General features: G+C 59.0%; 5 protein-coding genes. 1 reads left to right on the top strand and 4 read right to left on the bottom strand.

Annotated features, from left to right (window positions below):
• Positions 1-74 precede the first annotated feature (74 nt).
• Genes L1D47_RS00535 through L1D47_RS00520 form a run of 4 tightly spaced genes read right to left on the bottom strand, consistent with a single transcriptional unit; the run spans position 75 to position 16964 of the window.
• A complete protein-coding gene (locus L1D47_RS00535; protein WP_239882146.1) occupies positions 75-6041 on the bottom strand; it encodes a beta-ketoacyl synthase N-terminal-like domain-containing protein in 5967 nt (1988 codons plus the stop codon).
• Positions 6041-8389 carry a PfaB family protein gene (locus L1D47_RS00530; RefSeq protein ID WP_239882145.1) on the bottom strand — a complete coding sequence of 783 codons (2349 nt, stop codon included), beginning with the start codon at positions 8387-8389 and terminating at the stop codon, positions 6041-6043. The genes L1D47_RS00535 and L1D47_RS00530 overlap by 1 nt, the downstream gene beginning before the upstream one ends.
• Positions 8386-16110 carry a type I polyketide synthase gene (locus L1D47_RS00525; protein ID WP_239882144.1) on the bottom strand — a complete coding sequence of 2575 codons (7725 nt, stop codon included), beginning with the start codon at positions 16108-16110 and terminating at the stop codon, positions 8386-8388. Before L1D47_RS00525 ends, L1D47_RS00530 begins: the two co-directional genes overlap by 4 nt.
• On the bottom strand, positions 16110-16964 hold the full coding sequence (locus tag L1D47_RS00520) for a transcriptional regulator (RefSeq protein ID WP_239882143.1): 855 nt from the start codon (positions 16962-16964) through the stop codon (positions 16110-16112). Before L1D47_RS00520 ends, L1D47_RS00525 begins: the two co-directional genes overlap by 1 nt.
• Positions 16965-17363: 399 nt before the next feature.
• Between L1D47_RS00520 and fusA the strand changes: the two genes are divergently transcribed.
• A complete protein-coding gene (gene fusA, locus L1D47_RS00515; RefSeq protein ID WP_239882142.1) occupies positions 17364-19412 on the top strand; it encodes an elongation factor G in 2049 nt (682 codons plus the stop codon).
• Positions 19413-19447: the final 35 nt, after the last annotated feature.

Below are 19447 nucleotides of genomic sequence, written 5' to 3'. Positions count from 1 at the left end.
ACCTCTCCTAAGCCAACCGCTTTTATTATGATTGATGGCTGAGCCGGATGTCGCTGTGCTCAGTGTTCCCTTAATTAATGCGCTTCTTCGATGCAGATAGCGATATCGGAGATCTCGTAGATCCGCAGGCCATCCTTGCTCAGGCTGGCATTGCCCGTGATCACTCTCTTACCCGCTTCTTCTTTAATCGAGGTGATGCTGACATCCATCGACATCTGTTTGTTCAGTGGGTTGATCTGGCCGCGATACTTCCACTTAATATTGGAGAGGATCTGGCCAAATTTCGGATTAGTAAACCCGGCCCCCAAGTCTTTGCTAATGGCATAAGTCTGCATGGTTTCTATGATGGCTTCAACGCCTAATGAGCCGGGCATCACAGGATCCTGATGGAAGTGGAACTGGAAGAACCAATCGCTGGGATCTATGGTGCGCTCGGCGTAGAGGTAACCCAGGCCGTGGCTGCCACCGTTATCGACGATCTCGACGCTGTCGATGAAGTTAAGCTGACCGCCCGCCAGACGATAATGGGGCTGACCGGCAGGGGCGTTAAAGTGACGCCCGCCTTTGTCCAGCAGGTTGACCCTGATGTCTGGCGCTATCCCCTTGGCCTGATGCCAGGGCTGGGTGGTCTTGCCGTTATCCAGCCCCAGCTGATCTTTAAGCGCCTCGGCCTTGAAATAGCCGAAGACGGCGGTGCCGCGATAGAAGGGCTCGCCATCTGTGCTGAGCTCGAAGCTGAAGCTCTGAATGATATTGGTGCCTGCAATCACGGTAGAGAGCAGACGCGAGTCGTTAACAATTGTCTTGCCGCGCAGATCCACTTTGCGCAGTAACTCGCCGCTGCCATCTAGGTTACGGAAGAACAGCTCGAGGCCGGGGAAGCCTAGGGTTGTGCCCATATAGCCCGAGATGAAGCCATTTGGCTGCAGGGCGATCTCCATCATCACAGAGTAGGGCATCAGCGCCTGATGGCTGTTGGCATCGAAATACCAGGCATCTTGTGGCACCTCATACTCGGCGATACAGCTGGCGGGGCGCTTAAAGTCGCCGCGCTGGCCATTGACCTCTATGACCCGGGTGGTGAGCTGCAAGTCACCGCAGGGGGTGCGCGGCGGGATCATGCCACGGTAGATGGCAAACTCTGGGCCGAAGCACTTCTCGATGTCGCCGGTGGCGAACTCGAACAGGTGATAGGGGGTAAAAGGCACAGTGTCGGGCACCCGGTTCGGATAGTCTGGGATGAGCGGGGCCTCGACGTGGGTCAGCGGGATCACCCCCTTGTTGGGCTCTGCGTTGAGATCGGGGATTTGAGCCATCAGCGGGGCATTAGCCATTAGTGGGGCATTAGTCATCAGCGGTGCACTGCTCGAGGCGCGCTGACTGGCCTTAGGCTGTGTATTGATTATGTCGCGGCTTTCCAGCTCAGGATAGCGGGTACACTCGGCCTCTTCCTTGATCATCACCCCCAGGTTTTGGAAGTCTACCACCACCTTGCCATCGAGCAGGATATCGATATTGGCCTTGGCGTAGGGGCGCGGGCTAAAGCCTATCTCTGTGACTTCCATGCGGTAGGTGAGCTGGGCCGATTGTGGGATCACCTGGCCGCGACAACGTACCTTCTGTGAGGCGTTTTCCAGTGGCTGGAAGCGACCGTTTTGCGTCTGGGTGTGCATGCCAAGGTGCAGCATGTAGAACTGCAGCAGCTGGCCACAGCCCTCGGCCATCAGCGAGCCGGCCATCACCTGATCGTCCTTGAAGTGGCAAGGGAAATACCAGTGATTCGGCTCCAACTGTTTGTGACCCTCTACCAGACCCAGTCCCCAGGCGCCGCCGCTGCGCTCGACCTTGCTGACCGCCTCGATCATCAAAAATTTCTCCGAGGCGAAGCAGAGTGAGGGTTGCGCCAGGCCTGCATGTGACGGGCCGAAACAGCCTTGGATATCGGCCGATAACAGCTTGTAGATGTCGGCGTAGTCGAACTGGGTGCGTGGGCAGTCTAGGATAGGATTAAAGGTCTGCTTGGCGGCGCGGCTGCGGGCCAGCAGCTCCTCTTCGGTGCGGATCACCCCTTTACCGTCGGCCAGCTCGGCGTCGGTGAAGAAGCCGGCGCAGCCGCCATCCATCTTGAGGATCATGGTGTCGCCCACGAAACACTCGTAGGAGAAGAAGAATAGCAGGGTGTCGCCATTGCGGGCGAAGTTGTTGATCTTAATCTCATATCTCAGGGTATCACCGCCGCGGGGCAGATCGCCTAAGAAGGTGAGGGTACAGTCCAGCAGGCGGTAGACCCGCTCGCCCTTGTTCTCGAGATCTATGCCCAGGTAGCTGATCAACATGAGGTCACACTGCCCCGATTCGACCGCGACCGCCCAGGGGATCTGGCCATCTACCAGATAAGGGGCATCGACGGGGATGTCGTACTCAGTGGTCATGGTGCTGGGCTTATATTCGCCCAGCTTGGCGTCCAGCTTGGTCACCCGGGATACCAGCAGATAGTCAGTGGTCGGCAGGCGCACCCGGCGCGAATAGCTGTCGATCGCCGCATACTCTGGGCCGAATACCTTGGCGATATCCCCCTCGGCGTATTCCACCAGATCATGATAATCCCAGATGCAGGGTTTATGTTCGGGGACGGGGGGGCGGTAAGGGGCGACCAGATGATGTCTCGGCTGTAGTGGTGTCGTTGCTGCTGCCGATTGTGGTGTCTGCTGCGGTGCCGATTGTGGCGCTGATTGTGGCGCTGAGTGCTGCGTCGAGGCTTGCGCCTGGGCCGTCTGAGGGGCAGCGCTGTGACTCTGCGCCTGAGCCAGCTGCTGTTTGAGCAGGCTATCGGCCAGTTTCAGCCCGCTTTCCCGGCTCTTGAGGTAGGCGAGGTGGGCCTGACGCGCCAGTTGCTGGTTTTGATCTTGATATAGAGCGGCTTGATGCTGAAGCTGTGAAAAAGCGCCGTTATCGCTTGCGCTTGCCTGAAGGCCCGGCGCTTGAGCTGTTTTTGGACTCATAGTGTGTGACATACCTGCTGCACCCGAATGAGCGGGTGCATGTTGTGATTCGCTAGCGGTAGAGGCGGTGTTACTCTCGCCTAGGTAGCTGATCAATTGTTGCGGTGGCTGATGCCGAGACGGTGTTAGTGCTAAGCCTGTACCTTGACCCCCAGCAGCTTGCAACAGGCCGTTTTGCAACAGCGCCTGTATCTCGGCCTGCTGACTCAGGGGCGACCCTATGATGTGCTCCGCCAGATCCCGCCCGCCCAGGCTGACCCGTTTTATCAGACGGCGCTCAGGTTGCGGTAGCGGCTGGGCTAGACGCTCGGTCAGGGCGCTTGCCTGGGCCTGGTTCTGGCTAAGCTGGATAAGCGCGGCCTGATCTTCGCTGCAAGTAACCGAAATGGCCTGACGTGCATCCTCATGGGCCATGGTCAGCAGCGTGGCGATCAGGCTGTTCATGCCGGCGGCGGCAAAGCTGTGACCGAGTCGCCGACTGCTTGCTACCTGTTTGGCCGCGGGTAGCGGCAGCATGGCCATCAGCTGTTGTTCGCCGTATTGGCTGCCAGGCGCGGCGTTGAGATCGGTGAGGCCGATCTGTTCGGCCGTGGTGCCGCTTTTGGTTTGCGCTGTGATGCTCTGGCTCAGGAGCTGATCGCCAAGGCGGGCGAGTTGGCGCTGGGCGCCAAAATGCAGGCCGGTTAGCTGGCCATAGGCCTTGGCGCCACGAGCGCCTTGGCTCGCCTGGGTTTCCAGCACTAGGGCGCCGGCACCCTCGGCCAGTCGCCAGCCTTCGGGGTTGGCCGGGCTGGCGACGGGGGCGATGGCATTTTTCAGTATTACCTGTTCCAGGCTGCCACAGAGATCCACCGCGGCGATCACCACGGCGTCGAGCTGCTCATGTTGCATCATGTTTTCGGCGACATCTATGGCCCGGGCGACAGATTGCTCACCCGCCGAGATGGTAAAGGCCGGGCCGCTGAAGTCCCACAGGGCGGCGATGCGCGAGGCCATGATGTTACCGATGAAGCTGGTGTACTGGTTGAGCTTGGCGGCGTCGAGGACGCTGTCCATGGTGAGGGCCTCGAGCTCGCGATATTGTTCGTCGCTCAGGGTAGCGCCCATGGTATCCAGGCTCTGCTTGAGCTGGGTGTGCAGGTTGACCCGGCCGCGGAACTGATGCAGCTCCAGTTCTGTCTCCATGGCGACCAAGACGGCGACCTTCTGTCCGGCTTGCAGCCCGGCATCGCAAATGGCCTCGTCGGTCACCTTCATCAGCATCAGCTGTTGGCCGATGAGGCGATCATCCTCGTTGGGGGGCAGCTTAAAGCGCAGGAAATCCAGCTCGAAGCTGTCGACGTAGGCGCCCTGGGGTACATGGTTCAGGCCAAACTGAGCCAGTAGCTCAGGATGTTGATCCAATCCCTTCCAGCGTCTTGCAGGCAGAGAGATGGCGGGATCGCGGCCTGTTTTGAGGCAGGCATCCATGGCCTGAATGTCGGCAAGTGGGCCGAAGTGGGCGGCGAGGCCGCTGATCATCAGCTCGGGCCGAGTAGGCGCGGTCTCTGTACTTGCTGCTCGATTTGTCAGGGCCTGTTGCGGCGCGGACTTGGCGGCTGAGTCGGCCGCCCGATCATAGGATTCCAGCAAGAGGTGGGCGTTACAGCCGCCGAAACCAAATACAGATACCCCGGCCAGGCGAGCTGTATTCTCGACCTTAACCGGCCAGGGGGTGACCTCCCTTGGCAGAGTGTGGCTACCAAACAGGCCGTTTGGTGAGGCGATCGCCTCGCTCAGGTTGATGCTTGGCGGCAGCTCGCCCTGATTCATGGCGAAGATCATCTTCATGATCCCCGGCATACCGGCGGCGGTCAGCAGGTGGCCCAGGTTAGACTTGGCAGAGCCGATAAGCGGTGGCACTGCACCCTCTAGCTGGGGCGCGAAGAACTGCTCCATGGAGGCCAGTTCTACCTTGTCCCCCAGCGGGGTGCCTGTGGCGTGACACTCGATCACCTCTATCTGCTTGGGGGCTAAACCACTCTGGCGATAGGCGCGCTCGAAGGCCTTGACCTGGCCCTTGCTGTTGGGGCTGAGCACAAACTGCCCCTTGCCGTCGTTCGACAGGCCGATGCCCGCAATCAGGCCGTAGATCTTATCGCCATCGCGCTCGGCATCTTCCAGGCGTTTAAGTGCCAGCACACCGGCGCCTTCCCCCGCAAACAGCCCCTTGGTGTTGCTATCGAAGGGGGCGGAGAAGCCATGATCCGGATAGGCGTGGAAGATGGAGAAGCCCATGTTGATGAAGAAGGGATCGGCGCCGGACACAGCGCCTGCCAACATGAGATCCGCCTTACCGCTGCTGAGATAATCGCAGGCCAGCTTGAGGGAGTAGACAGAGCTGGCGCAGGCGGCGTCCAGGCTCAGGGAGACCCGGCCCAGCCCAAGGGCATCGGCCACAAGCTTGGAGGCATTGTGGGCGATGGCGCCATTGGCACAGTCCAGGGTGTGGTTGCCCTGATGTGCCTTGAAGGGGCTTAGGTGAAAGTCTGGGCAGGCCAGCTTCTCGCTCAGCGCCTTCTCTACCGCCTTATGGTATAGGGGCAGAAACAGCTCGTTCGACTTGGCCGTTGGAAACGAGAGGGTGCCCATGATGATGCCGGTGCGCGACAGCAGGGGCGAGTCCAGCTCGATACCCGCATCGAGCAGGGCATTGCGGCTGGTGTCCAGGGCCCACAAGAGGCTGTCGTCCAGTCCTTGCAGCTGCTCGGGGGGCAGCCGGTAGCCGTAGGCATTGAAATGGAAATCCTGAATATAGCCGCCCTTGTTGCAGTAGAAGCGATCGGCCTCGCCCTGCTTGCCGCGATAATCGTCCAGGCGGGCGCCGAGCTTCTCGTCGCTTAATTGCGAGCGAGAGTCACGCTTATCCAGCAGGTTCTGCCAAAACTGCTTAGGGGTCTTGGCATCGGGATAGAGATTGGCCAGACCCACTATGGCTATCTTGCCGCGGTTATCTGCCGCGTCGCTTGCCTTAGGAGAAGGCGCTTGGTGTGAAGGCATTAAGCATCCTCTTGAAATGGGGGAGCGGCATGGGGCGTGTCACCATGCGTCTTAGCTTGTGTACTTGCTTGTGTATTAGCTTGCTGCGCTTTTAGGTCATCGATGAGGGCAAGCTGGCGCTTGAGCCCAAGTTGCAGCACTGTGAGGCTAAGGGGCACCCTGTGGCTGATAAGTTGCCCCAGCGCCTTGAGCAGGGTAAGGATATCGCTGCTGCCTTTGGCATTGACTGGCACGCTCACATGGGGGGCCTCTTCCGTCTTTAATATCTTGTCGATTAAGGTGCAGTTTTGCCTGTCGGCGCCCACCTCGACAAACAGCGCCGCGCCCTGACGGCTGGCGCTATGGATAAGCTTGCCGAAATCCAGTTGATGACAGAAGGTCTGAGCTATCGACTCGGCGATGCTTTCGCTGCTTAGGGGGTCATACTCGTTGATTGCTTCATCGCGCCCCTTTTGTTGCGCCCGAGACTGGGTCGCGGCGCTGATAAACTTGACCTCATGGTCTGCCGCCTCAGGTAGGAGTGGCTGACGATAAAAGGCCGCCACCTCGGAGGCGAGCGGCTCGGCCGGCGGCGTGTGCATAGCCGTGACCCGGTTGGCGGCGATGCCGCGCTTATTCAGCTCCTTCAACAAGGCCTCACAGCTATGCTGGCAACCGGCGATGACGCAGGTGTCGCCCTGTAAGATCGCCAGATAGACCCTGGGGTAGCGCTCCAGCAGGGCGCTTATCTGCTCGCCGGGGCAGCGCACCAGAAAGCTGTTCCATTCTATATGCTCGCCGGCGTTCAGTTGCCAGGCTCGGCGCACCGCCTCGAGCGGGCCAGAGATCTCCTGGGTAAACAGGGGATCGCTCAACGTCTTGTGGATCAGTTGATGGGGTGCCTGCCAGACATCCAGGCTGGCCCACATGGCCGCCTCGCCCATGGAGTAGCCCAGGGCAAATTGCGGCTGCACCGCAAATTCATCCATCAGTAGTTTGGTTAACAGGTAGCTGGCGCCGACCCCCGCAATCGCCATATTGGCGAGTGGCATCGGCTGACTGGCGCTGTTATTGCCAGCGTTATTTTCGCCAGCATAAAGGCTGTCGGCCTGCAGCATCGCCTTGAGATCCCCCTGCTGTTGCAAGCGGGTATAGAGGGCAGGGAAGTAGCTGTGTAGCTCGCTGAGCATATCAGGATAGACGGTGCCGACCCCTGGATAGACGAAGGCCAGCTTGGCCTGTCCCAGCGGTGCGGCGCTGAAGTAGCTGCCCGATGGGGTACGATATTCGCCTTTCTTCTTGCAGACACCGGCCAGCGCCTCACTCATGCAGGTGATCTCCTGCCTGAGTGCGTCGATATCCGTTGCCTGCAGGCAGATGACGAAGCGTGTTGGCGTGCCTGTGGTGAAGGCGTCTAGATTGCGCTGCATCATCTCGATGAGGGCAATCTGCCGCTCATGGGACTGGCTATCGTTATGGTCGGCTGCATCGAGCCTGTCCAGCGCGGCGGCCAGGGCCCAGAGCCCCTGGTTGAGCGCCGCCTCGCTGCTGCCGGGAATGAGGAAAAACAGCTGACTAGCACTGAGTAGGGAGCGCGCCTTGAGGCGGCCGGTGCCCTGGGTCAGGATGAGTGCCAGCTCGGGCGTTTCCTGTGCCTGGTTCTGGGCTTTTTCTTGTGCTTTGTCTTGCGCCTCGCCCTGTGAATGAGCGCTCGATAGCGTCATGGCTGCCACTCGTCCCTGATGGGGCTCGGTAAACCAGTAGTGCCTATGGCCATCGCTTCGTGTCATGGTTCGCTGGGCGATATCGCCGATCAGCTGGCATAGGCTATCGAAGGCGGCAAGCGGATCACTATTTTCGAGGCGGCGCACAAGATCCAGCTGAGCCTGGGTGCGTTTGGCCTGGTTCAGCGCCCCTTCGAGGGCGCTTTGCTGGCTCGAGCCCGGATACAGTCCCGCCAGATTGGCGTGGGGATGCAGCTTGGCCTTGGCGGCCTTGAGCGCCGGCATCAGCAGCAGGCTGTGGCCTGTCTCTTGTATTGGCTCTTGCACTGACCCTTGCATTGTCTCTTGTATTGGCTGTTGCACTGCCCCTTGAATGCGAACCAACTTGTCTTCTAAGGCGTACTCGGCGGCCTGGGACAAGCACAGTGCCAAATTATCTGCGCCGCTAATCACGAGCTCGACAGGGACCTCGCCTTGCAGCTCTGCAGGCAGAGCGCTGCCAGCAGATTGCAGCAGCAGGGCGAGACGCAGCGGCGCCTTGCTCTGCTCCTCGGCGTCTGCCGTCACCGATGGCGCCGGTTCATTGGGCTTGGCACTCGCATCGGCACTAGTATGAGCGCTTGTATTAGCACTTATATGAGTCACTGGGCCGTCTCCTCATTAACCGCCGACTGACCATGGGGCTGGAAGGCGGCGTTGAGGGACTTGCTGATGGTCACCTTGGCACCCGTCATCAATGTGCTCAGACGGCCATCCTCGTGGTAGAGAGCCACATTGGCTAGCAGGCTCCTGTTGCTGGCCTTAACGACCTCCAGCTTGATGATGCCGCGCTCGCCCGCCGACATAGGATGTAGGCTGCAGAAGCCTGCTATGGTCGATGGTAGGCTGGCGGCGCCATAGCTGAGTCTGACCCATACCAACATGGCCTGCAGCAACAGGTCTTCGGCGAAGGGCTGACTGCCCGCAAGTGTGAGTTCGGGGGCAAACTCGCCGCAATCACCTGGCTTGACCTGGGGCAGACGGGTCTCGGCGATGAGCCCTTGCTCGTCCCAGTGTCTCACCTGGCTGAGTCCCTGCAGGCGCGGCCCGTGAAACAGGGTGCCATCGCCGTAGAGGCGTGACGCCGGGATGCTCTCTTGGCTTTTTTCCCCCTGCGCTTTGCTAGCGAATGCTAACGCTGGGGACGCTAGCTCGGGAGACAATAGTTCGGGAGAAGCTAACCGGCCGAGCTCCAGTTCTGGTTGTGGTATCAGGTCTGCCTGATACTGCGGGCGGCCATCACAGCTGATCAGGGCGTGAATGCCCTGGCTTAGGTCGTCACTCGCCACCGGGGTCAAGGTCAGGGTGAGCTGTTTGACCTCACTGGTGTCGAAGATGATCCCCTTGAGTAACTTGTAGTCCTGCACCTTAACCGGGGCGCCAAAGTGAGCCCAGGCAGCCTCGCGCATCCACTGGACGGCACAAACGGTCGGCAGTACGGGGTTGCCGCCGATGCGATGATCATTGATGAAGGCGACGGCCGTTGGGTCGATTTGACGTTTTAGGGTGACAGGCAGCAGCGGATGCTGTGCGACGTGCACCTCATCCGCATCAGGCTTTTTTACAGTGCTTGCCTCATCTGCTTGGTCGCGCGTCTGCGTATTGCCCTGCATGTCACTGCCGATTAGCAGCTGTACGCCGCTGTCGCCAAGTAGCTGGGTGGCAAAGAGCTCGGCACCTGCCTGCAGCGGGATCACATAGACGCCGCGCTCGACAAACATCTTCTTCAGCGCCGGGTTGACCATGCCGCCATCCCAGGGACCCCAGTTGAAGCTCATCACCTTGGCCTGAGTTTGCGAGGCGAGTCGCAGCGCCGCCTTGTTAAGGATCTCGTTGGCCATGGCGTAGTCACTCTGGCCCGTGTTGCCATAGAAACCGGCCGCCGAGGAGAAAAGTGCCACCAATTTGAGCTGGGCGGGGTCGATCACGCTCAGCAGCGCCTTGAGCCCGGCTACCTTAGTGCCGTAGACCCGTGTCAGTTCATCCAAGGTTTTGTCTTGAATGTGTTTGTCGGCGAGCACGCCTGCACCATGGATTAAGCCTGTGATTGGCGTTAACTGGTTGATGGCGCCGAGGGCCTGCTCGACAGCCTCTGTCTTGCTGACATCCATCGCCAGATACTCAGCCGATGCACCCACTGCCTCGAAGGCGTTGAGGGCGGCCTGGATCTCAAGGCTGCTCTTTACCGGCCAGATGAGGGCATCGACCTGTTTAGGCGTCGGCTTGTCACCGTTGGCGATCAGGTGGGCGATAGCGGCCTGTTTTAACTCATCGATCGCCTTTCCCTGTGCCCAGTCCGGCAGATCCTTGTAGGCGATATGCTCGCTACGACCGGCCAGGATAAAGTGCGATTGGCAACGTTTGGCCAGTGCCAGGGCGCATTCGAAGGTCACGCCTTTTGCGCCCCCGGTCACCAGTATTTTATCTGAGCTATCTAGCTGGGATTCTGCGGTTTTTATCGCCGCTTCACCCGGCTGCAGTCGATGACGGCACAGCTCGCCATCGGCATCTAGGCTAATGCCGACTTCATTGAGGGCCGTGTCGCTATCTTGTAACTCGGCCAGTAGGGCATCGCCCAGCTGCGCCGCGCTCATGTTTGGCGCGAGATCCAGGGCGCGGCAGAATATGCTAGGCCACTCATGGCTCAGGGTCTTGGTGAGACCCGAAAGCGCCGCCTGATTTAGCTCGCTCTTATTCAGCTGGTCGGCGTTAAGGTAGCCAAAGCCACCGTCGATACGACTGACGGTGATAAAGCAGCGACGGCCTGACAGGGTGCTCAGTGGCGCCTGCAGGTGTTTAGCCCAGAGAAATGCCGAGCTAAGGTGGCTAAAGCCGGCTTCGGTCAGGTGCAGCCCCGAATCGACCTTTAGCTCCTGTTGAGGCTGTAGATGCACAAAACCTGTGATGCTGCCATGGCTTGAGGTGATCGCATCAATTGCCTGCACAACATCTTGTTCATCCAGTCCTTCTGGCTGCCAACTGGCGATAGCACTACTTAGCGGTGACTGAGGCAGCCCCTCGGGCAGGCGCACCACTACGACCTTGAGTCCCTGGTTACTGAGTTTCTCGGCCAGTACCCCGGCGTTGTGACCATCATCTTGGATCACCAGGGTAGCATTGGCGGCGAAACCCTCGGCATCAGGCTTCGCCGCTTCAAGCTTTTTTAGCGCGACCTCGCTGTGAGGTGGTAACGCGGTTAACGGCTCGGCCGAGAGTGGCTGAACCTGAGCCTGAGCCGCGCCATTTTCCTGCGGGCTGCTTAACGCGCCTGCTGCGGGTAGCTTGCTGTTCATATAGCTAACAATTTCACCCAGGGTGCGACACTCGGCCAGATCTTCTGGGCTGAGGTCGGGCAGGCCTGGTAGCTCATCCTGCACAGTGCCTAAGATCTCCACCCGCTTGATGGAATCGATGCCGAGGTCGGCCTCCATGTCCATCTCTAGCGACAGCATTTCGGTTGGGTAGCCCGTCTTGTCGGCGACCACGGCAAGCATGGTCTGCTGTACTAATTCAGATGATAAGCCCGTCGTTTCTTGGCTGGCTACAGCGCCTGCTGCTGCGCTTTGAGCTTCAGTGGCTATAGCACCTGCGGCGGGTTGTTGAGTAGCGCCTGCGGCTGGGTGTTGGGTGTGAGCCCCGGCGGCTGGCAGCTTGCTGTTCATATAGCTAACGATCTCACCCAGAGTGCGGCATTCGGCCAGATCCTCAGGGCTCAGCTCGGGCAGGCCTGGCAGCTCATCCTGCACMGTGCCTAAGATCTCTACACGCTTGATGGAATCGATGCCGAGGTCGGCCTCCATGTCCATCTCTAGCGACAGCATCTCGGCTGGGTAGCCCGTCTTGTCGGCGACCACGGCCAGCATGGTCTGCTGTACTAATTCAGATGATAAGCCTGCTGCACTTTGAGCTTCAGTGGCTATAGCGCCTGCGGCGGGTTGTTGATTAGCGCCTGCGGCGGTTTCGATAATGTGAGCTCCTGCTGCGGGCAGTTTACCTGCCATATAGCTCACGATCTCACCTAGGGTGCGACACTCGGCCAGATCTTCAGGGCTGAGCTCCGGCAGGCCTGGCAGCTCATCTTGTACCGTGCCTAAGATCTCCACTCGCTTGATGGAATCGATACCGAGGTCGGCCTCCATGTCCATCTCTAGCGACAGCATCTCGGTTGGGTAGCCCGTCTTGTCGGCGACTACGGCCAGCATGGTCTGCTGTACTAATTCAGATGATAAGCCTGCTGCGGCCGTCTGTTGGGCTACAGCGCCCGCGGCGGTTTGTTGAATTGCGCCTGCGGCGGTTTCTGTAATGTGAGCGCCTGCGGTTGCCTGTTGGGTGTGAGCGCCAGCGGCTGGCAGCTTGCTGTTCATATAGGCAACAATTTCACCCAGGGTTCGGCATTCGGCCAGATCTTCCGGGCTGAGCTCCGGCAGGCTTGGCAGCTCATCCTGCACAGTGCCTAAGATCTCTACACGCTTGATGGAATCGATGCCGAGGTCGGCCTCCATGTCCATCTCTAGCGACAGCATCTCGGCTGGGTAGCCCGTCTTGTCGGCGACCACGGCCAGCATGGTCTGCTTGATGGCATCAGCATTGGCTGAATCCGCGGTAGGCTGGCTCGCCATCTCTTGCTTTGATGCCTGAACCTCTGCTTTCGTCACTGCAGCCGTTGGTACCACAGCCGGTTGAAGCGCTGGCGTTTGAATGGCAGGTGTTTGAGCAAGCGTTGGTTGAACCATAGCTGCCTGAGTTGCTTGGGGAGTCGCTTGAGCAGCCGCCTGGGTGACAGGCGCTTGTACCGGTTGTTGTACTGGCTTTTGTACCGGCATAGGCTGAGGCGCCACAGCAGGTGCCACAGCAGGTGCCGTTAGCGGCGCACCGTGCACTGCGGGCGCTTGTCCCATCAGTTGCAGGGCGCTCTGATTGCTCTGGGCCTGCATTTCGAGGAATTGCGTATGGCTCTGTAGCGTCTGCGCCTGATGCTGATGGAACTGTTCCATGGCCCGCTGCAGACTGTCGGGAATGGTGACCCCGGCGGCGGCCATCTGTGCCTGAGCCGTCATCAGCTGGGTGATCGTCTCGCCATATTGCTGGGGAATGGTCAGGAACTGCTGATGCAGCTGGGCCGTCTGTTGCTGGGCGGTGAATAGCGCCGTCAGGGCATCACTGCTTGCAGCAGGCGCTATCTGCGCTGTGATTGGGGCATGAGTACCAGGCGCATGAGTTCCTGGCGTATGAGTGCCATTGGCCTGTGGCGCTTGGGCTGCGGGGATCGTTTTTTCCACTATCTTCTCTACTTCTACAATTTTTTCGACTTCGACCAGTTTTTCAACTTCCACTATCTTCTCTTGCACCTGGGTCTGTGGCGTGATGCTGCCAGTGGTCAAGGATTTTTCCATCTTAGCCAGGGTAGCCGGGCTGATGTAGTTGGTCGCGTTGAGTGTGATATTCATGGGTGAGATGGCCTCGGCCGCTGGCGCATCGGCGCGGTAGGGGTCTATCTCGGTCAGTGCAATACCACAGACGGCAAGCTGCGTGGCGGCCTGGCGAAGTTGCAGGTCACTGTCGCCCTTGGGATTCGGGTTCATGCTGATGGTGCAGAGGCTGCCCAGCTTGTCGCTGAGGGTATTCTCCACCAGTTTCTGCAAGATGTTCTTGGGGCCAAACTCGACGAAGATGCGCGCACCATCCTGGTACATGGCCTCAAGCTGCTCGCTGAAACGCACCGATTGCAGCATGTGCTGCTTAAACTCGCTCTTGATGGTCTTGGCAACATTGGCGTAGCGAGCGCCACTGGCATTGGCGTACACAGGCTGCGCCGGCTTGGTAAATTTTACCTGGTCGATCGCCTCGGCGAACGGCTTCTGGGCGTGGCCCACCAATGGCGTGTGGAAGGCTCCCGATACCGGTAGGGCGATCGCCTTAAAGCCGAGTTCGCCGAGGGCCTTAGCCGCCTGAGCGGTCGATTCGGTTGGACCGGCGATCACCAGCTGGGTCGGCGCGTTGTAGTTGGCAACCTTGACACCCTCGAAGGCCTCGAGGGCGGCCTCGAGGCGGGTGATATCGCCAGGCTCTTTGGTGATGATGGCGTACATAGTTCCGCTATCAAAAAGAGTACCGTTGTCAAAAATGGTACCGCTGTCGGCATCATCCGAGAGCCTGCTGGCCATGGCATCGCCGCGGGCGAAGGTCAACTGGTAGTAGTCTTCAAGGCTTATCACCCCGGCGGCGCACAGGGCGCTGAGTTCACCAAAGCTATGACCTGCCAGCATGTCGGGCTTGAAGCCGGCGGCGCTGAGCAGGCTGTATTGCCCCATGGAGATGGCGCCGATGGCGCTCTGGGCATTGGCTGTGTTGGTTAGCTGGGCCTCCTGGGCCTGGCGTTCTGCCTGATCAAAGACGGGCAGGGGATAGACCAGCTGTGACACAGGCGTCTTGCCTTTGGCGGCAAAGACCTTGTCGGCGAGTACAAACTGGGCGCGCATCTCTGGGAAGTGACAGCTTAGCTCACGGCCCATGTTGAGGTATTGGGCGCCCTGGCCGGCAAACAGCGCGGCCACCTTGGCATTAGCTAGGCTGGCGCTGCGATAGTGCACGCCGCCGGGCAGCGACCAGTGAGCCTCATCGCTGGTATCGAGTCGGCTAAGCGCCTGTCCAAGCTGGGCCTTGAGCGTCTCTGTGTCGCTGACCACCAGGCCAAGACGCGGCGCATCTGTATCGAGCGTCCGCACCGGATGTTGACCTGTCAGGGCCTCCAGAGATTGCGTGTCGGTATCTGCAATGAGCTGTTTAATCGTGGCGATGAGTCCCGGCTTATCGGCTGCGCTAAGCAGCAGGCTCTGCGGCACGGCCCGCTGGCGGAAACGGGTGAGCTCGCCATTATCGCGGCCATGATCACTCTGATACTCTTCGAGCACGAAGTGGAAGTTGGTGCCGCCAAAGCCGAAGGAGCTGATACCTGCGCGGCGCGGCGTGCCGTCTGGGCGTGGTAGCCAGGGGCGCGTCTCGGTATTGAGGTAGAAAGGCGAGTTGGCGATATCCAGCTTGGGATTAGGCTGGTTCACATTGATGGTGGGTGGCAATACCTTGTGGTGCAGGGCCAGCGCCGCCTTAATGAGTCCCGCCGTGCCGGCGGTAGACTTAGTATGACCGATTTGCGATTTCACCGAGCCCAGGGCGATATGCTGGGTCGTTTCGCAGCCCTCGCTAAAGACAGACTTGAGACCGTTAAACTCGGCCACATCACCGGCGGCCGTGCCTGTGCCGTGGGCCTCCATTAGCCCCAGGGTGTGGGGGGCAAATCCGGCGTCGTCGTAGGCGCGCTTGAGCGCCTTGGCCTGGCCTTCTGGGCGCGGCGCATAGATAGACTTAAATTTACCGTCAGATGAGGCGCCTATGCCTTTGATCACCGAATAGATGCGATCGCCATCGCGCTCGGCATCTTCGAGGCGCTTTAGCGCCACCATGCCTATGCCTTCGCCTATCATCATCCCCTTGGAGTCGATATCGAAGGGCTGCACCGTCTCGTTGGTGGTGAAGGCTGGTGTCTTGGAGAAACTCATGTACATGGAGGGGGAGTTGTCGGTACAGACGCCACCTGTGATCATCATCTCGGCGCGGCCGTCGACCAGTTCGCTCAGTGCCATGCGCATGGCGGCGAGTGAGCCGGCGCAGGCGGCATCGACCACACAGTTCATGCCGCCTAAGTCGAAGCGGTTGGCGATACGTCCGGCGATCACATTGCCAAGCGAGCCCGGGAAGGAGTTCTCCTCCCAGTGAACATACTGATCCTGAAACTTCTTAATCAGCATTTCGCTGTCGGCGTCGCTGATACCGCTGTGTTTAAACACCTTCTTAAGCACTGGGTATTGCAGTCTGGCGTTGAGGCTATGACTGATCTTCTGGCCGCCACCCACACCTAGGGTGATGCCTATCTTGTCTCTGTCGTAACCCTCGGGCAGCCTGGCATCGGCGAGCACCTCTTTGGCGACAATGAGGGATAAAAGCTGCGAAGTATCGGTCAGTTCGAGGATGTTAGGCGGTAGACCAAACTCCATGGGATTGAAGTTGACCTCGGGCATGAAGCCGCCGCGTTTGCAGTAGCTCTTATCCGGCGCGCTCTTATCGCTGTCGTAGTAGTCATCGACCTGCCAATGGGTGTCTGGCACCTCTGTGATGGCGTCTATCTTGTCGCAGATCAGATCCCAAAACTTGTTGAGATAACGTGAGTTGGCAAAGATGCTGGCCATGCCAACGATGGCGATAGGCATATCTTTCAGTCGCTTGTTGAGGCGCTGATCGCTTGGCGTCTTTGATGTATCGGTCTGGCTCATTATGAGTCTCCGCTTGCTACCTGATGCTCAGGTGTCTGTATGTCAGCGCCGGGTGTTAACTGTGCCATGGTGGCACCAGGGAAGCGCTGTAAGAAAGTGTGATAGTTGCGTACTAACAGCTTACGCAGATGAAACGGCCCCTGACGAAGCAGATGGGTGATGTATCGCTTGGTGGCCTGGGTATTGCCGTCTTGATAGATATCTAAGTAGATCCAGTCGCTATGAGGATCTATGCCCAAGAGTACAGAGCTTGGCTCGGCATCGGCCAGTTGTGGCGGCAGGGTGAGCGAGGCCACTTGCAGCACACTGTCGCCGTCGGCCTTTGGCAGTGCCAGGGTACGGGCCAGAGTCTCTGGGTTTAGGGTATAGGTGACGATGTCGCTGCCCTGGGCGATGGGCAGCTGGTTGAAATAATGCTCCGGAACCTCGGGGCGCTCGATATTGCGAATGCGCGACACGCCGTAGCGTTTGAGACAGCGGGCTAGGCCTGAGCGGGACACGTTGGGGTTGATAAACTCCTGGGTCACCTTGAGCAGCCTGTCCAGGGGCATCTTGAGCTGATAGCGCAGCCCAACCACTACATATTCCTGCATCGGGGTCAGGGTGGTGTTGAGGTGGTGAGGAGTGTTGGGCGTGTCATTTATCGAGTCGCGTCGACGCCATTTGCGCACCGTGGCCTCGCTGATGTTGAGCACCCTGGCCAGCTGGCTCACCGGCAGATCCGACGCCTGAATAAACTGGCGCATCTCAGGGGTGGTGGTGGCATTCTTGTGCCTATATTCACTGGCGCTGAGTTTTCGCGCCCCGGCTTGCGAGTCTTTGCGCTGCGTCTTGTGGTGAGGCTTCTCAAGCATACTGGTTAGGGCGTTCCATCAATAATCTATTGGGACAAGTGCCTGCGCAGTTCGCTGAGATCTTGCAAAATGCCGCGTTGTCCGTCTGAACTGACGTTAATAGAGCAGCAGACTACAGTAGCTTGCGGGGCAATACAATCACCTGGGACTTAAAAGTCATTGATGCCTGCAATTTTAGCTTACGTATGTTCGCTGTTTGTGATGGGTGTTAGCTAAATTGACCCTGTGAGTTAAAGCGTGATCTCGATCAAAAGCATGGCAGAGTGACAGGCCTATACTGTTTGTTAATAGACCGATCACAACACTTTGTTTTTGTTTGCAGCTAACACGATTTTGAGTGGTAGGTAATGAGGTCGTGGTGCTGTTACCTCTTGATATAACAGTTCAAAGGAGGCCTATATGGCTGAGTTTACCACGGAGCAGATCCGGAATCTGGCGGTGCTCGGACACACTGGGGCGGGGAAATCCACCCTGTTAGAGGCATTGCTGTTCCAGGGCGAGGCGATCGCTCAAAAAGGCAGGGTGGACAAGGGCACAAATCATGCTGATTTCACTGCCCAGGAAAAAGACCATCGACATAGCCTAGAACCTTCCTTCCTCAATCTCGACTTCGACAATCATCATATCAATTTCATCGACACCCCGGGTCTGCCCGACTTCTTCGGTCGTGCGCTGTTGCCCTTGAGCGGTGTTGAGTCCGTGCTCCTGGTGATCAATGCCGCCACCGGCATAGAGACCATCACCCAGCGCGCCTTCGAGGCCGCCAGGGCTCAGGGCAAGGTGGTGTTGATCGCCATTAACCATATTGATGGTAACGGCGCCAAGCTGGCGGGCCTGCTCGATGAGATCCAGACCAAGTTTGGCCATCGCTGCCTGCCGGTGAATCTGCCCAATGCCGCCCTGGACGATGTGATCGACTGTTACCTGCATCCCCAGCCCGAGCTACAGGGCGAGGCCCTGTTTCACGATGTGGCCTGCGCCCGCGACGAGCTGGTCGATACCGTGCTCGAGGAAGACGACGAGCTGATGGCCCTCTATCTGGAACAGGGGGAGAACCTGACTCCCGAGCAGCTGCACGCGCCGCTTGAGACCGCACTGCGTATGGGACACCTGGTGCCTGTGTGTTTCACCAGCGCAGAGCAGCAGGTGGGAATAGGCGCACTGCTTGAGCTTATCATCAAGCTGAGCCCCAACCCGTTAGAGGCCAATCCGCCACAGTTCATCAAGGGGCAGGGGGAGTCGGCCGTGCCTGTGGATGTGACTCAGTCCAGTGACGATCACGCCCTGGCCCATGTATTTCGGGTGGCCATCGACCCCTTCTTCGGTCGCATGGGGGTGTTTAGGGTCTACCAGGGCACTATCTCGTTGGGGATGAAGCTGTTTGTCGGCGATGGTCGCAAGCCCATCAAGGTGGGTAACCTGTTTAAGCTGCAGGGGGACAAACAAATCAGCGTGACTTCGGCGGTGCCCGGCGATATCTGCGCCATCTCTAAGGTGGATGAATTGACAGTAGGCGCCGTGCTTCACGACAGTCACGACGAAGATGAGTTCCACCTGCCTGAGCTGGTACTGCCTCAGCCTATCTTCGGCCTGGCGGTGTCCGCCAAGCGCCGCGGCGATGAGCAGAAGATTGCCGAGGTGCTCAACAAGTTGGTGGTGGAAGATCCGAGTTTGCATATCGCTAAGAACGAGGCCGAGGGGCAGACGATTTTACAAGGCCAGGGGGACCTGCATCTGCAGATCGCCCTCGAGAAGGCCCACGACCTCTTCAATGTGGATATGGAAACCGATGTGCCCGCGGTGGCCTACCGGGAAACCATCACCCGCAGCGCCACGGCGCGCTATCGCCACAAGAAGCAGTCTGGCGGTGCCGGTCAGTTTGGTGAGGTGGAACTCACCGTCGAGCCGCTGCCGAGAGGGGCTGGGTTCGAGTTTGTCAGTAAGGTGGTGGGAGGCTCGGTGCCGAGTCAATACATTCCCGCGGTCGAGAAGGGCGTGAAGGAGGCGATGATAGGCGGTGCCCTGGCTGGCTTCCCGATGCAGGATGTGCGCGTCTCCCTGCTCGATGGTAAGCACCATAGCGTCGATTCGAAAGAGATCGCCTTCGTGATGGCGGGTAAGAAGGCCTTCTTAGATGCAGTGAACGAGGCCAATCCTGTGATCTTAGAGCCGATCGTCGAGATGCAGGTTCAGGTGGCTCAGGAACATGTGGGTGACATCACAGGCGATATCAGTGCCAACCGCGGCATTATCTGTGGTACCCAGGCTCAGGGTAACGGCAAGGTGGAGGTGGAGGTCGAGGCGCCGCTGGCAACCGTTGATGACTACTCGACCCGGCTGAAATCCCTCACAGGGGGCGACGGTCAGTTTGCCATGACCTTCAGCCGCTACGATGTGGTGCCGGATCATGTGCAGCGGGAGCTGATCTCGGCGGCCAAGGCGCATTAAAGGCGTATTCGCATTAAAGGCATATTAATGGCTTA

The sequence above is a fragment of the Shewanella sp. Isolate7 genome, from assembly GCF_022398425.1.
Classification (GTDB): domain Bacteria; phylum Pseudomonadota; class Gammaproteobacteria; order Enterobacterales; family Shewanellaceae; genus Shewanella.
Note: the sequence above shows the minus strand (reverse complement) of the source record. Positions and strands in the feature narration are given on the sequence as shown.

Bases quoted from the DNA above. Each gene is read 5' to 3' on its own strand.
- L1D47_RS00535 (WP_239882146.1), bottom strand. From the start codon at position 6,041: ATGCCTTCACACCAAGCGCCTTCTCCTAAGGCAAGCGACGCGGCAGAT.
- L1D47_RS00520 (WP_239882143.1), bottom strand. From the start codon at position 16,964: ATGCTTGAGAAGCCTCACCACAAGACGCAGCGCAAAGACTCGCAAGCC.
- fusA (WP_239882142.1), top strand. From the start codon at position 17,364: ATGGCTGAGTTTACCACGGAGCAGATCCGGAATCTGGCGGTGCTCGGA.